The 15541-nt window shown below is 35.2% G+C and carries 17 protein-coding genes and 1 pseudogene; 15 read left to right on the forward strand and 3 right to left on the reverse strand.

Translation table 11 applies throughout. From position 1 onward, the window contains the following. Window positions 1–82: 82 nt before the first annotated feature. Window positions 83–469, reverse strand: coding sequence for a rhodanese-like domain-containing protein (locus C7N65_RS01540; protein WP_105992705.1), 387 nt, complete (start codon window positions 467–469; stop codon window positions 83–85). 233 nt (window positions 470–702) lie between these two features. Here C7N65_RS01540 and C7N65_RS01545 point away from each other — a divergent pair, with 233 nt between their 5' ends. Continuing rightward, window positions 703–1533 carry a biotin/lipoate A/B protein ligase family protein gene (locus C7N65_RS01545; RefSeq protein WP_105992706.1) on the forward strand — a complete coding sequence of 277 codons (831 nt, stop codon included), beginning with the start codon at window positions 703–705 and terminating at the stop codon, window positions 1531–1533. Between the two features lie 44 nt (window positions 1534–1577). Here the strand turns inward: C7N65_RS01545 and C7N65_RS01550 are convergent, their stop codons facing one another. After that, window positions 1578–1790, reverse strand: a complete 213-nt coding sequence (locus tag C7N65_RS01550; RefSeq protein WP_105992707.1) for an SA1362 family protein — start codon at window positions 1788–1790, stop codon at window positions 1578–1580. A 26-nt stretch (window positions 1791–1816) separates the two neighbouring features. Beyond that, window positions 1817–2404 carry a hypothetical protein gene (locus C7N65_RS01555; protein ID WP_105992708.1) on the reverse strand — a complete coding sequence of 196 codons (588 nt, stop codon included), beginning with the start codon at window positions 2402–2404 and terminating at the stop codon, window positions 1817–1819. Between the two features lie 240 nt (window positions 2405–2644). Here C7N65_RS01555 and C7N65_RS01560 point away from each other — a divergent pair. The 14 genes and pseudogenes from C7N65_RS01560 (at window position 2645) to lpdA (ending at window position 15539) form a co-directional block, all read left to right on the forward strand. Continuing rightward, a pseudogene (locus C7N65_RS01560) lies at window positions 2645–3703 on the forward strand (M24 family metallopeptidase). Window positions 3704–3730: 27 nt separating this feature from the next. Then, the gene (gene efp, locus C7N65_RS01565) at window positions 3731–4288 is read left to right on the forward strand and encodes an elongation factor P (protein WP_105992709.1); all 558 of its coding nucleotides are present in this window, start codon (window positions 3731–3733) and stop codon (window positions 4286–4288) included. Between the two features lie 230 nt (window positions 4289–4518). Then, on the forward strand, window positions 4519–4992 hold the full coding sequence (gene accB, locus C7N65_RS01570) for an acetyl-CoA carboxylase biotin carboxyl carrier protein (protein ID WP_105992710.1): 474 nt from the start codon (window positions 4519–4521) through the stop codon (window positions 4990–4992). A 2-nt stretch (window positions 4993–4994) separates the two neighbouring features. Then, window positions 4995–6347, forward strand: coding sequence for an acetyl-CoA carboxylase biotin carboxylase subunit (gene accC, locus C7N65_RS01575; RefSeq protein WP_105992711.1), 1353 nt, complete (start codon window positions 4995–4997; stop codon window positions 6345–6347). Between the two features lie 21 nt (window positions 6348–6368). Continuing rightward, on the forward strand, window positions 6369–6731 hold the full coding sequence (locus tag C7N65_RS01580) for an Asp23/Gls24 family envelope stress response protein (RefSeq protein ID WP_105992712.1): 363 nt from the start codon (window positions 6369–6371) through the stop codon (window positions 6729–6731). 31 nt (window positions 6732–6762) lie between these two features. After that, a complete protein-coding gene (gene nusB / locus C7N65_RS01585) occupies window positions 6763–7152 on the forward strand; it encodes a transcription antitermination factor NusB (protein ID WP_105992713.1) in 390 nt (129 codons plus the stop codon). A 15-nt stretch (window positions 7153–7167) separates the two neighbouring features. After that, window positions 7168–8508: an exodeoxyribonuclease VII large subunit gene (gene xseA / locus C7N65_RS01590; protein ID WP_105992714.1), complete on the forward strand. Its 1341-nt coding sequence runs from the start codon at window positions 7168–7170 to the stop codon at window positions 8506–8508. Then, complete coding sequence (locus tag C7N65_RS01595) at window positions 8501–8734, forward strand: exodeoxyribonuclease VII small subunit (protein ID WP_105992715.1); 234 nt, start codon at window positions 8501–8503, stop codon at window positions 8732–8734. The genes xseA and C7N65_RS01595 overlap by 8 nt, the downstream gene beginning before the upstream one ends. Next, on the forward strand, window positions 8727–9602 hold the full coding sequence (locus C7N65_RS01600; RefSeq protein ID WP_105993052.1) for a polyprenyl synthetase family protein: 876 nt from the start codon (window positions 8727–8729) through the stop codon (window positions 9600–9602). Before C7N65_RS01595 ends, C7N65_RS01600 begins: the two co-directional genes overlap by 8 nt. Before the next feature lie 181 nt (window positions 9603–9783). Next, window positions 9784–10236: a transcriptional regulator AhrC/ArgR gene (gene ahrC / locus C7N65_RS01605; protein WP_105992716.1), complete on the forward strand. Its 453-nt coding sequence runs from the start codon at window positions 9784–9786 to the stop codon at window positions 10234–10236. A 14-nt stretch (window positions 10237–10250) separates the two neighbouring features. Further along, the gene (gene recN, locus C7N65_RS01610; RefSeq protein ID WP_105992717.1) at window positions 10251–11930 is read left to right on the forward strand and encodes a DNA repair protein RecN; all 1680 of its coding nucleotides are present in this window, start codon (window positions 10251–10253) and stop codon (window positions 11928–11930) included. Window positions 11931–11954: 24 nt separating this feature from the next. Then, on the forward strand, window positions 11955–12845 hold the full coding sequence (locus tag C7N65_RS01615; protein ID WP_105992718.1) for a phosphate acyltransferase: 891 nt from the start codon (window positions 11955–11957) through the stop codon (window positions 12843–12845). 200 nt (window positions 12846–13045) lie between these two features. Beyond that, a complete protein-coding gene (gene buk / locus C7N65_RS01620; protein ID WP_105992719.1) occupies window positions 13046–14104 on the forward strand; it encodes a butyrate kinase in 1059 nt (352 codons plus the stop codon). Window positions 14105–14114: 10 nt separating this feature from the next. Continuing rightward, window positions 14115–15539 carry a dihydrolipoyl dehydrogenase gene (gene lpdA / locus C7N65_RS01625; protein ID WP_105992720.1) on the forward strand — a complete coding sequence of 475 codons (1425 nt, stop codon included), beginning with the start codon at window positions 14115–14117 and terminating at the stop codon, window positions 15537–15539. Window positions 15540–15541 lie beyond the last annotated feature (2 nt).

Raw genomic sequence — 15541 nt, forward strand, 5'->3', positions numbered from 1 at the left:
CCTCCGTTATTTGATAGCGGAGGATTTTTCATATAAAAATACGGCAATGACTTTAAGTCATCGCCGCTATTTTTGATTGATGCTATTTTTTTGCTTTAACTTTTCCGGTCCATTTTTTGTAACCGCCTTTAAGCATATAAATATCTCTATATCCATTTTTTCTTAAAATACGTGCTGCTCTGTAGCTTGCTACTCCGTTAGCATCACATAAATAAATAGGCTGGTCCTTTCTAAGACCTTTAAATCGTTGACTAAATAGTGTCATTGGAATGTTTCTGGCACCGATGATGTGACCGTAGTCATAGTCAACTTTTTCACGTACATCAATAACTTGAGCTTTGCGCAGACCTTTGTGGAACTCGTCTTGGTTCAATTCTGTCACAGCTCTTCGATTGATGAAAAATTGGACTAACATATATAAAGCAATAATAACTAAAACAGCTAAAATGATTATCCAAAAGCTATTCATCATGCTTCCTCCTATTTTTACCGATACTACAATTATAAGACTGTTTCATTCAATTATCAAAAAGTTTTTCTCAAATTTGAAAGGAGTTTGTCTTTTATTAAGATATTCATAAATAAAAGAGATTGAAGGTATCGAAAGTTTTCATTTAGCAAATTAATTTGAATCAAATATACTCTATAGTATGGTACTATACATACATACGAGTAATTCTAAGGTGATTGGAGATTTTAAAATTGACAGAAACATGGAATTTTATTAATTCAGGCAGTCATGATCCATTCTATAATATGGCAATGGATGAAGCGTTATTAAATTTTGTTTCAAGAGGGGAAATTGATCCAGTAATCAGATTTTATACTTGGGATCCTGCTACACTTTCGATTGGATATTTCCAAAGGCTTAAAAAAGAAATTGATATTGAAAAAGTGAAAGAAAAAGGTTATGGACTTGTACGCCGTCAAACAGGCGGAAGAGGCGTATTGCATGACAAAGAACTTACTTATAGTGTGATTGTACCAGAATCTCATCCAAACATGCCTAACACCGTTACAGAGGCATACAGAGTCATCTCACAAGGATTATTAGAAGGCTTTAAACTTTTAGGCTTTGATGCTTACTTTGCAGTACCGAGAAGCAAAGAAGAAAGAGAAAAATTAAAACAGCCTAGAAGTTCAGTTTGTTTCGATGCTCCGAGCTGGTATGAATTAGTAGTAGAAGGCAGAAAAATTGCCGGCAGTGCACAAACAAGACAAAAAGGTGTTATCTTGCAGCATGGTTCCATTTTGAAAGATATAGATATTGATGATTTGTTTGATATGTTTATCTTTAAAAACGAACGCTTAAAAGACAAAATGAAACAAGCATTTATTGATAAAGCAGTCGCAATCAATGACATTTCTGATAAAACAGTAACATTAGAAGAAATGGAAACTGCGTTTGAAAAAGGCTTCCAAAAAGGATTGAACATCAACTTCAAACCTTTAGAACTTAACGAAAAACAAAAACAAGAAATTAATGAACTTGCGGAAAAATACAAATCTGAAGAATGGACTTACCGCAAATAAAATGAACCCCTGAACACAAAAAATATTGTTCAGGGGCTTTAAATTTACTTATTACGTCTTCTATATTTCCATTTAGCAATTTTATATTTACGTTGATCCTTTGTTAAGAAGAAAAAGAAGTAAATCAAATAAGCAATTACTGCGATGATAGCTAAACTAATGATAGTTCTTACTAAAGAAAATAACATAGCGTCTAAATTCAAAATCAAACCGATTAACGCTATAAATAAAATAATATAAAATAGTCCTTTACGCATGTTTTCACCTTTCAATGTACTATGCTTTACGAATTAGAATTACTAATCTTAACTTGTGAGAGTTCTTGTTGTCCTTGTTTTAATTTCTTACTGTCTTTTGCGGAATAACCATCTCTGATATTTTTAAATGCTTTAACGAGATCTTTGTTCAGTGTTTCGATGTTCTTGTCATCCGATTTATCTTTATCAGACAAGTTGCTGCTTTCGCGTTCAAGTTTATATTTATCATGCGCACTTTGTAAGTCAGTGACGATTCTATCCAATTTGCTGACTACTTCTTCTTTACGCTTATTTTTATGAACATCGCCTTCGATTTTATGATAATCCTTCAGAGTGTCCGTAACTTGCTGATAATATGCAGATGTCGCATGTGCGTTCTTAGTTTTTGAGTTATTTTCTACTGCTGCTTTTGTATTCTTTTTATCTGCACCTAATTGTTTTTCTTTGTTTTTTAAATCACTTATTTTCTGTTCCAACTCTTGATTGTCTAATTTTAGCTGATGATTTTCATCACGTAATTTAGTTGTTTTCTTTTCTAATGGTCCCAAATTCTGACTGCCGCAACCTGATAAAAGCAATGCAGAACTAAAAATAGTCAAAAATACTTTTTTCATAACCTTCTCCTAATTCATAAGCAAATAATATAGCATTATTTTATCATATTTAGTACAGGTATTCTTATAATACCGTTTCATGTCCATTACTTTTTATTTTTCATCTCAATAACGCGTGTATTCAAGTATAAAACCTTATAGTTCCGGTATCTTTGTGATAAACTTTGTTTATACGTAAATGAATGATTTTGTTAATCTCCAAATTAACTACCTAAATGAATTTACATAGGAGGAATACAAATGTCAAAAAATGAAAAAGTAATTGAACTTTTATCTCAAAACAATCTAGATGCATTGGTTGTATTATCAGATTACAACCGCCGCTATTTATCAGGCTTTACTGGTACAAGCGGTGCATTAGTTATTACACCGAAAGAAAACATTCTGATTACGGACTTCCGTTATATTGATCAAGCCACACAACAAGCATCTGATTTTGAAATTGTAAATCGTTCTGCTGGGCTTGTAGAAGAAGTTAAAACTGTATTAGATAAACTTAATGTTAAAAAAGCAGGATTTGAAGGCCATATTGTAAGTTACGATACTTTCCAACAACTCAATGATTCTAACGTTGAATATCAAAGTATCGGCAACGCTATTGAAGATATCAGAGCGGTTAAAGAACAATATGAAATCGACACAATCCAAAAAGCTGCACAAATCGTAGATGAAACCTATGAATATATTCTAACTATTGCAAAAGCAGGCATGACAGAACAAGAATTAAAAGCTGAATTAGAAAGCAAAATGCTGCGTTTAGGTGCCAGCGGTCCATCTTTCGATACGATTGTAGCTTCTGGTTATAGAGGTGCGCTGCCACATGGTGTAGCAAGTGATAAAGTCATTGAAGAGGGAGACCTTATCACATTGGACTTCGGTGCATATTATAATGGATATGTCTCAGATATCACACGTACTTTTGCAATCGGCTAACCTGATCCGAAACTTGTAGAAGCTTACAATATCGTTCTTGAAGCACAACAAGCTGCAGTAGATCAAATTAAAGCAGGCATGACAGGAAAAGAAGCTGATGCTATTGCACGCGATATCATCGCAAGTTATGGATACGGCGACAACTTCGGTCATTCTACAGGTCATGGCATCGGCTTAGAAATCCATGAACAGCCTATGTTAGCCAAACAATCCGACTATGTATTAACACCAAATAATTGCGTGACGGTAGAACCGGGTATCTATATAGAAGGACTAGGCGGCATCAGAATTGAAGATGACATTCTAATTACAGAAAATGGCAATGAAGTCTTTACTAAATGCACAAAAGACCTTATTATTTTATAATGAAAGCCTATATGAGGAGGAAACTGGATGATTTCGGTTAATGATTTTAAAACAGGTTTAACAATATCTGTAGATAATGGTATTTGGAAAGTTATTGATTTCCAACACGTAAAACCCGGAAAAGGTTCTGCGTTCGTTCGTTCTAAATTAAGAAATTTAAGAACTGGTGCGATTCAAGAAAAAACATTCCGTGCGGGTGAAAAAGTTGAACAAGCTATGATTGAAAACCACCGTATGCAATATTTATATGCGGATGGCGATTCACACGTATTCATGGACAACCAAACTTTCGAACAAACAGAACTATCTGGAGATTATTTAGAAGATGAATTAAAATACTTAAAAGCAAACATGGAAGTACAAATCCAAACTTATGAAGGCGAAACAATCGGTGTTGAACTTCCTAAAACAGTTGAGCTTGCAGTTACAGAAACTGAACCAGGCATTAAAGGTGATACAGCAACTGGTGCCACTAAATCTGCTACTGTAGAAACAGGCTACACACTTAACGTACCTCTATTCGTAAACGAAGGAGATGTCCTAGTTATCAACACTAGCGACGGCAGCTACGTTTCAAGAGCTTAATAATTTATCACCCTTTTCTTATATCCTAACTCAACAACAGAAATTAAATGGTTTCTAAATGAAGCATTGGTTTTATCACGTTGGGAAGGTTTAAGAAAAGGGCTTCTTTTATTTAATCATCAATTTCATACCGATTTACTTAGTTAAAGTTGCAGTGATATGCTTGAATTGATAATTTCACTCAAGTAAAATATACAAGAAGAGTAAAAACAATCTGAAGGAGCAGTACTATGAATTTTAAAGAAATCAAGGAATTAATCGAAATACTAGATAATTCAAATCTTACTGAAATTAATATAGAGGACAATAAGGGAAGTATCATTAATTTGAAGAAAGAAAAAGAAAGAGAAATTATTACACCTCAGATTTCGCAGCAAGCTTTCCCACAACAAACAGCTGCACCTGCACCTGTTCAAAATGAATCAGCTGCCAGCGAAATATCAGCTGCTGCTAATTCAGATGCGGATCAAGGCAAAACAATTAATGCACCAATGGTGGGAACTTTCTATAAATCGCCATCACCAGAAGAAGAAGCATATGTCAAAGTTGGGGACACAGTTTCAAATGATTCTACAGTATGTATATTAGAAGCGATGAAATTATTTAATGAAATTCAAGCTGAAGTATCTGGGGAAATTACTGAAATCTTAGTTGAAGACGGACAAATGGTAGAGTATGGCCAACCGTTGTTCAAGGTGAAATAATTATGAAGAAGGTATTAATCGCCAACCGCGGAGAAATTGCGGTTCGAATCATTAGAGCATGTAAGGATTTAGGATTGCACACAGTAGCAATTTATTCTGAAGGGGATAAAGACGCATTACATACTCAAATTGCTGATGAAGCATACTGTGTAGGTCCTACACAATCTAAGGATTCTTATTTAAACATTCCAAACATTTTATCTATCGCAACTTCAACAGGTTGTGATGCAGTGCATCCTGGATACGGCTTTTTAGCCGAAAACGGTGATTTTGCGGAATTATGCGAAGCTTGCCAACTTAAGTTTGTTGGACCAAGCTATGAGTCTATTCAAAAAATGGGTATTAAAGATGTCGCAAAAGATGAAATGATTAATGCGAATGTACCAGTCGTACCAGGCAGCGACGGACTTGTAGAATCAATTGAAGATGCTAAGAAAACAGCTGAGGAAATCGGATATCCTGTTATTATCAAAGCTACTGCAGGCGGCGGCGGTAAAGGGATTCGTGTCGCACGTGATGAGAAAGAATTAGAAAACGGATATAAAATGACACAACAAGAGGCTGAAACAGCATTCGGCAATGGCGGATTATATTTAGAGAAATTCATCGAAAATTTCCGTCACATCGAATTTCAAATTATCGGGGATCAGTATGGCAACGTGATACAACTAGGGGAACGTGACTGTACGATTCAAAGAAGAATGCAGAAACTTGTCGAAGAAGCGCCTTCGCCGATTTTGACAGAAGAAAAGCGTCATGAAATGGGACAAGCATCAATCAGAGCGGCCAAAGCTGTAAATTATGAAAACGCCGGAACGATTGAATACATCTATGATTTAGATACAGATGAATATTATTTCATGGAAATGAACACAAGAATCCAAGTTGAGCACCCAGTTACTGAAATGGTCACAGGTGTTGATTTAGTTAAACTTCAACTTCAAGTAGCAATGGGAGAACCTTTGCCGTTTAAACAAGAAGATATAAAAATCAATGGTCACGCTATGGAATTTCGTATCAATGCGGAAAATCCTTATAAAAACTTCATGCCATCACCTGGTAAAATCACGCAATATTTAGCACCTGGCGGCTTTGGTGTGCGTATCGAATCTGCTTGTTATACAAACTATACAATTCCGCCTTATTACGATTCAATGGTTGCTAAACTGATTGTGCATGAACCTACGCGTGAACAAACAATTATGGCCGGCTTACGTGCATTAAGCGAGTTTTTAGTACTTGGTATTGATACAACTATTCCTTTCCATATCCGTTTATTGGAAAATGATATTTTCAACAGCGGACAATACAGCACCAAGTTCTTAGAACAAAATAACATTATGAATGAAGACTAACTTTGATTAGGAGGCTAATATATGGTTAAGGTATCAGAAAATACACATTCACAGCTCGGAAGAATTGAAATTTCACCTGAAGTCTTAATTTCAATTGCAAGTATTGCAACATCTGAAATTGAAGGGCTTGCTGGACACTTTGCCGAATTAAAAAATGCATCTCCAGAAAAACTGAACCGAAAAAATCTGACTAAAGGTATCAAATTAGATACAAAAGAAGATGGAATTTATATAGATGTATTCTGTGAGTTTAAATATGGTATAAACATTTCTAAAACTGCATTGAAAATTCAAGAAACAATTTTCAATTCACTCAGCAACATGACAACTATAGTTCCTAAACAAGTCAACGTTCATATTACACATATCGAGGTTGAAAAGTAATAAGAAATAAGATAAAAAGGAGCAACTCTAAATGAGTCGTAAAGAATCAAGAAGCCAAGCATTTCAAGCACTATTCCAACTTGAAATGAAAAATACAGATTTATCTATAGACGAAGCCATAAACTTTATTAAAGATGATTATCCAGATTTGGAATTTGATTTTATTCATTGGTTAGTTTCTGGCGTTAAAGACCACGAAAGCGTACTAGATGAACAAATTCAAGAAAATCTTAAAGACTGGAAAGTATCTCGATTATTGAAAACCGATCGCATTATTCTAAGGATAGCAGCTTTTGAGCTTAAGCATAGCGATACACCGCCTAAAGTGGTCATCAATGAAGCAGTCGAGCTTGCGAAACAATTCAGCGATGATGATCACTATCGCTTTATTAACGGCGTGTTGAGTAATTTAAATCAATAGGATAGAGTGATAAGAATGTCCGATTATTTAAGTGTTACAGCCTTAACCAAATATATTAAATATAAATTTGATCAAGATCCGCATTTGCAATCTGTGCTGTTAAAAGGCGAGTTATCGAACTTTAAAAAGCACAGCAGCGGACACTTATATTTTAATCTTAAAGATAATAACAGTGTCGTAAATGCAATGATGTTCAAAGCACAAGCCAGCAAATTAGACTTTTCTCCTAAAGAGGGAGATGAAGTCTTGATTGAGGCGCGTGTTTCTGTTTATGAACGTCGCGGCAATTATCAAATCTATGTAAATAAAATGCATTTAGATGGTGTAGGTAATCTGTATCAGCGTTTAGAAGCATTGAAAAAGGCCCTGACAAAACAAGGCTTGTTCAATATGGAACATAAAAAACCTATTCCTAAGTTTCCTAAGAAAATAGCTGTTTTAACTGCCAGTACTGGTGCAGCAATCAGAGATATCCATTCTACAATTAACAGTCGTTTCCCGCTTGTTGAACAAATTCAAATCAGTACATTAGTACAAGGGGAACAGGCTAAAAAAGATATCGTTGAAAAATTAGAATATGCGGATACATTAGGGGCTGATGTCATTATTTTAGGCCGCGGCGGCGGTTCAATTGAAGATTTATGGAATTTTAACGAAGAAGAAGTTGTTAGAGCCATCTTCAATACTAAAACACCTGTCATATCAGCTGTAGGTCACGAAACAGACTTTACACTAAGTGATTTTGTGGCGGATGTCAGAGCTGCAACACCGACACAAGCTGCAGTTATAGCAACACCAGACCAAGTGGAGTTAAGCCAATATATCAAACAGATGGAGTTGAACCTGTCACGCCATATTGTGCAGTTAATCAACAATAAGAAAAAGCACTTAGAACATGTCGCTTCATACTATAAGTTTAAACAACCTTCTTTATTGTATGATCAACAGATACAAAGACGTGACGATTTAGAACGTCAACTTAATATAAGTATGAACAATCAGCTGACAAATCTGCGTCAGCGCTTAGATTTGCTGAATAACCGAATTAACATCAGAGACTTGCAGCAATTGGCGCTACAATCAAAAACACATAAAACACAATTAGACGATACGATGAATAAAGCGATTCAAAATATACTTCAAAATGCTAAAACTAATTTAGCGCAGCGATTAGAAAGCTTAAACAACCTAAGCCCTACAAATACTATGTTGCGCGGATATACGATCGTTAATAAAGATGATCAAGTGATTACAAGTACACAAGCATTAAAAACTAATGATAATATCAGCTTAACGATGAAAGACGGCGAAGTTGATGCGATAGTTAAGAAAGTTAGGTGTAATAAAGATGAGTAATAATCAGAGTTTCGAAAATATGATGGAAGAGTTAGAAGGCATTGTTAAAAAGTTGGATAATGAAGCTGTCTCTTTAGAAGATGCTTTAAATTTTTATCAAAGAGGCATGAAACTTTCAGCAGCTTGTGACGAAACGTTAAAAAATGCTGAGAAAAAAGTGAATGAACTCATGAAAAATGATGAGGGAGAAGAAACTGAAGTTTCAGCCGAAAGTGATGATGAATAATATGATAGAAATGATTAATAATCAATTATTAAAAATGATACCTGATTCTCCGCTCGGAACAAACTTGGAAGAAAGTATGCGTTATTCTTTGGAAGCAGGCGGCAAACGTATTCGTCCTGTCCTTTTATTAGAAACTTTGAAAATGTTGAGTGCTGACCATTCTTATGACAAAGGTATCCAAACAGCATTAGCATTAGAAATGGTTCATACTTACTCACTCATACATGATGATCTGCCTTCAATGGATAATGATGACTATCGCCGTGGAAAATTAACAAATCATAAAGTATATGGTGATTGGAAAGCATTATTAGCAGGTGATGCTTTGCTTACTAAAGCATTCAATTTGATTAGTAAAGACACATCTATTGATGCTGAAACACGAATAGCATTAGTCGCACAACTATCTGATGCTAGCGGCCACTTAGGTATGGTCGGCGGACAAACATTAGATATGGAAAGCGAAAATAAAAAGATTGATTTAGAGACTTTACAGCATATTCATCGTGAAAAAACAGGTGCTTTATTATCTTTTGCGATTAATGCTGCAGCGACGATTGCTAAAATAGACGCTGATGTCTCTCAAATTTTAGATACTTATAGCGGTCATCTTGGTTTGATTTTCCAAATTAAAGATGATTTATTAGATGTTTACGGAGATGCTGAAAAACTCGGCAAACCAGTAGGCAGTGATGAAAAAAATCATAAAAGTACTTATGTTACATTATTAGGTCTTGAAAACACTGAACAACGCTTGCAGTATCATGTAGATGAAGCTGAAAAATGTTTAAAACAGCTTGCTGCAAAGCAATATGATACAACTGAATTAGAAAAATTAACACAGTTATTTTATAAAAGAGATCACTAAACAAAATAAGCTGAGCCTTAAATTATCCCATTTAAGCTTAGCTTATTTCTATTTACAATATTTTATAAATATACACGCTATTCATTTTAATTGCATAGTAATTTAAAGAAAATCAAAGCATTTTCTTTAAACATGTGATACTATGATTGTATAAATATTCGTAATTTGAGGTGTGAAAGTAGTGGCTAAAAAATCAGTAAGACATATAAAAATCAGAGAAATCATATCCACTGAACAGGTTGAAACTCAAGATGAATTAGTAAAACGTTTGAACCAATTCGATTTAAATGTAACACAAGCAACAGTATCAAGAGATATCAAAGAGTTGCAATTAATCAAAGTACCTGCTCCGACAGGACAATATATTTACAGTTTGCCAAACGACAGAAAATATCATCCGCTTGAAAAATTAGGACGTTATTTGATGGATTCTTTCGTCAATATCGAAGGAACAGGCAACTTATTAGTACTTAAAACTTTGCCCGGCAACGCACAATCTATCGGTGCTATTTTAGATCAAATCGACTGGGACGAAGTACTCGGTACAATTTGCGGTGACGATACATGCTTACTCATTTGTCATGATGAAGCATCAGCAAATGAAATTAAGACACGTATTTTTAATCTGTTATAAGGAAGCGATGAGCCATGTTACAAACATTAACAATTAAACAGTTTGCTATCATTGATGAATTAGAAATTAATTTTGGCGATGGGCTAACCGTTTTAAGCGGGGAGACTGGTGCAGGTAAATCTATCATCATCGATGCAATCGGACAATTAATAGGTATGCGTGCATCTTCAGACTTTGTTCGTCATGGCGAAAAGAAAGCAACGATTGAGGGAATTTTCGATATTGATAACAATCCAGCGGTTATTGATACGCTTAAGACATTAGAAATTGATGCGGATGAAGATTTCCTGATCGTTAAGAGAGAAATTTTCAGTTCAGGCAAGAGTCTATGCAAAGTGAATAACCAAACTGTTACTTTGCATGACTTGCGTCTGATTATGCAAGAATTGCTAGATATTCACGGACAACATGAAACACAATCTTTGTTAAAACAAAAATATCATCTGCAATTAGTGGATTCATATGCAGATGGCAAATACGAGTCGGTGCTTAATCAATACCAGACAACGTATCAAAACTATAAAGCTAAAACACATGAATTAGATGAGTTAGAATCTGCTGACCAAGCATTGCTCCAAAGATTAGACTTAATGAAATTCCAAGCTGAAGAGTTAGCTGAAGCCAACCTTCAAGAAGGAGAAATCGAACAGTTAGAAGCAGATATAAAACGCATTCAGAATTCAGAAAATTTAAGCTTAGCACTTAATGCAGCGCATGTAACTTTAACAGATGAACAAGCCATTCCAGACCGCTTATATGAATTAAGCCAACAGCTTCAAAGTATTGATGAAATTATTCCTAAGAAGTTCACGGCATTAAAAGAACAAGTCGATCAATTTTATTATACTTTGGAAGATGCCAAACACGAATTGTATGATGAACTCTCCAATACGGAATTTGATGAACAATATTTAAATGAACTCGAATCACGTATGAATCTGCTTAACAATTTAAAGCGCAAATATGGTAAAGATATCAGCCAATTGATGCAGTATCAAGAAAAGCTGAATGATGAAATTAATAAAATCGAGAATTATGAACAAAGTACTGCAAATCTAAAAGATGAAATTTCTCAATTACATGCGCAACTGCTTGAAGAAGGTAAATCACTTTCTAAAGAAAGACGCTTGGTCGCAAGAGAATTAAGAGACCACATTGTTGATGAAATTCAAAATCTCCAAATGAAAGATGCAAATTTAGAAATTTCATTCAAACCGTTAGAAGAACCTAGTGCAGAGGGTATTGAAAAAATAGAAATTCTTATTAGCCCGAATAAAGGCGAACCGCTTAAAAGTTTAGCTAAAATCGCTTCAGGCGGCGAATTATCTCGTATCATGCTGGCATTAAAAAGTATCTTTGTGAAATCTAGAGGACAAACAGCTATTTTATTTGATGAGGTAGACTCAGGCGTTTCAGGTATAGCAGCGCAAAAAATGGCTGAAAAAATGAGAGACATTTCTAAGTATATTCAGGTAATATGTATTTCTCACTTGCCGCAAGTTGCGTCTATGAGTGACCATCACTTATTAATCAGCAAAGCATCACAAGAAGACAGAACAACAACCAGTGTTAAAGAATTGACGGGTGAACATCGCATTGATGAAGTAGCAAGAATGATTTCAGGTGCCAATGTTACACAATTAACCAGAGAGAATGCGAAAGAAATGATAGAACAAAATCATGGTGCGCAGTGAACATAAAATGGGAGGAATCTAGCTATGCAATTTGAAGCATTAATTTCAAACGCTAATGCATTAGAAGGTAATATCGGTGTCTTGTTCGCAAATGATGAAAAGACGATTGCTTCAATTATTGAGATTTTAGAACAAACTAATTGTCATGTCACACTATATGGTGTGAAGGATCCGACAGAATTAATTCGCTCTTTTAATATTGATGGTGCGTTTTTAAACCGTATTCATTTAAGAACGTTTCAAGAGCGAGAAGATGTATTTCAAAAGTGTGCAGATGATTTAAATCAGCAAGTAACACATGTCTTGATGAAAGGCGACATCACTTCATCTGAGATATTATCTTTTGTGTTGAAGCATAAATCATTCATGGACAAGCAGCATTTCTTAAATCATGTGGCGTGTTTTGATATTCCTTCTTATCACAAAATGCTGATACTGAGCGATGTTGCTTTAAATGTTCACCCAAGTATCGATGAGCGTATTCAAATGATTGAGAACATAGAGATTTTTGCTAAAAAAATCGGCTACTCTTCACTTAATGTCGGTTTGTTATCATCTGTAGAACATCCAACTTCTAAAATTCCATCTTCTATTGATGCTGCTGAAATTGCAGCACATTTTAAAGAAGATGATTATCTAAAAGTAGATGGCCCGTTCGCATTTGATAATGCCATTGATAAAGAAAGTGCTATTGAGAAAAATATTGATTCTGATATTGCTGGAGATATTGATGCACTGATTGTACCGCACATTGATGTAGGGAATGCTTTATATAAAGCGTTTACTTATTTTGCGAATGCACAGACAGCAAATTTAATTTTAGGTTCTAAATTTCCGATTGTACTGACTTCAAGAGCAGATTCAGTACAAAATAAAGTGAATTCAGCTATTTTAGCATTGCACACACTTAAATAAATAAAGCGTTTTAGTTCTTCTTCAAATTGGGAGGAGAACTTTTTTTCATGAAAATTAACTCAAAGTTAGTAACAAGTTAGTACTTTCCTATTAAGATTACTTTAAAAATATTACTTGAATAAGGTAAAATATAAAGGGTAGTTTTTTAGAAAACAACAAGTATTCAACATCGAAGATTCAAATCAAAGCAGGTGGAACTTATGACCAATATTCTTGTTATCAACTTAGGGAGCACATCATCTAAAATTGCTTTCTTTAAAAATAAACAATGTGCTGCTATTGAAACTATACAGCATGACATCACAATTACACAAAAGCCGTTGTTAGAGCAAGAGCCTTATAGAATTGAAGCTATTAAAGCATTTATCGAAGCTTCAACCCCAGGTTTAAACAGTATTGATGCCATTGCTTGCCGTGGCGGTTTGCTGAAACCGATTGCCGGTGGAACTTATGCTGTAAACAAAGCAATGTATGATGATTTAAGACATTTTAAATACGGTGTCCATGCCTCTAATTTAAGCGGTATTATCGGTTATAATTTAGGTCATACTTTAAATGTGCCTGTTTATATTGTTGATCCGGTTGTCGTTGATGAACTCGTCGATATTGCTAGAATGACGGGTATTAAAGGTATTCATCGCAGAAGTGTATTTCATGCGTTGAATCAAAAAGCTGTTGCGCGCAAATTTGCGCAATCTCAAAATAAAAAGTATGATGAAGTCAATGTTATTGTTGCACATATGGGAGGCGGCATTACAATTGGTGCACATTTACAAGGGAAAGTGGCAGATGTCAATGAAGGTTTGTACGGTGAAGGACCTTTGAGCCCGGAAAGGGCAGGCAGTATACCGAATGATCTGCTCTATCAGTTTGGCCATACCCATCATTATTCCCCTGAGGAATTAAATCACTTTATCAGTAAACAAGCAGGAATTATGAGTTTATATGAAACAAATAATATCCAAACCCTCGTTAAACGTTATGAGCAGGATTCAGAAGTGCGTTTAATATTAGATACAATGATTTACCAAATTGCCAAAGCAATCGGTGAAAGAGCTGTTATTTTCAAAGGTCGAACAGATCAAATCATTTTAACAGGCGGTATTGCTTACAGCAGTTTGATTACCAATAAAATTGCTGAATATACCAATTGGATTGCACCTGTCACAGTTTATCCAGGCGAATTAGAAATGGAGTCGCTTGCAAATAGGGTATATGAAACAGTAAATCTACAAGAATCAGTAAAACAATATAGTTAGGAGTTCAATTATGGCAGAAGAACAATATGATTTAGTCATTCTTGGCGGTGGAACTGCGGGTTATGTAGCAGGAATTCGTGCTTCACAGCTTGGAAAGAAAGTCGCAATTGTTGAAAATCAATTACTTGGAGGCACATGTCTGCATAAAGGATGTATTCCGACAAAAGCATTACTTAAGTCAGCTGAAGTATTACATACTGTTAAAAATGCGGCATTGTATGGTGTTGATACAGCTCAATTCCAATTGAATTACGAAAAAGTATATGAACGAAAAGATGAAATTGTTGCACAAATGCATACAGGCGTCAAACACCTGATGCAGCATAACCATATAGATATTTATAACGGAACAGGAAGAATATTAGGCTCATCTATATTCTCGCCGCAACCTGGTACTATTTCAGTAGAATATGCAGATGGCAATTCAGAATTAATCCCAAATGATTATGTATTAATCGCAACAGGATCAAGACCTGCAGAATTGCCATTTTTAACATTCGACCATAATGTTGTGTTATCGAGCAATGATATCTTGAAAATGACAGAACTGCCTGAATCGGTTGCAATTATCGGCGGCGGTGTCATCGGTATGGAGTTTGCTTCGTTACTAAATGACTTCGGTACGAAAGTAACAGTTATTGAAGCAGGCGAGCGTATTTTACCGAATGAAAACAAAACTGTAACTAAGACACTGAAAAAGCATCTTGAAAATATAGGTGTAAGTATATATGAAAACGTTCAGCTGTCAGAAGAGAATATCACTATCAAAGAAGACTCAGCACACTTAGAATTGGAAAATGAGTCTTTAACTGTTGATAAAATATTGCTTGCTGTCGGGCGTAAACCGAACACTGATGATATCGGATTGAATAATACGAAAATCAAGTTGGACGATAAAGGCTTCATTGAAGTGAATGAACAGCAGCAAACACAAGAACAGCATATCTATGCTGCTGGAGATTGTATTGGCAAATTGCAACTCGCACACGCAGGTTCTAAAGAAGGTACTACTGCTGTTGAAGCGATGTTTGATGATACAGTTATCCCTGTTGATTATAATGCGATTCCAAAATGTATTTATACTTATCCAGAGATTGCATCAATCGGGATGAATATCGATCAGGCAAAAGCAGCTGATTATAAAAAAGCACGCAGTTTTAAAGTGCCGTTTAAAGCTATCGGCAAAGCTGTGATTGAAGATGCTGAACAACAAGATGGATTCTGCGAACTTGTCGTAGATCAAGAAACAGACACTGTTTTAGGCCTAAGTATGATTGGACCGCATGTTACAGAATTAATTAATGAAGCAGCGCTGCTCCAATTTATGAATGGTTCTACTTTAGAATTAGGACTCACAACACATGCACATCCTTCATTATCTGAAGTATTGATGGAAGCTGGACTTAAAGCAGCACAACGCTCTGTCCACGCTTAATA

It is taken from the genome of Staphylococcus simulans (genome assembly GCF_002994445.1).
GTDB classification, from domain to species: domain Bacteria; phylum Bacillota; class Bacilli; order Staphylococcales; family Staphylococcaceae; genus Staphylococcus; species Staphylococcus simulans_B.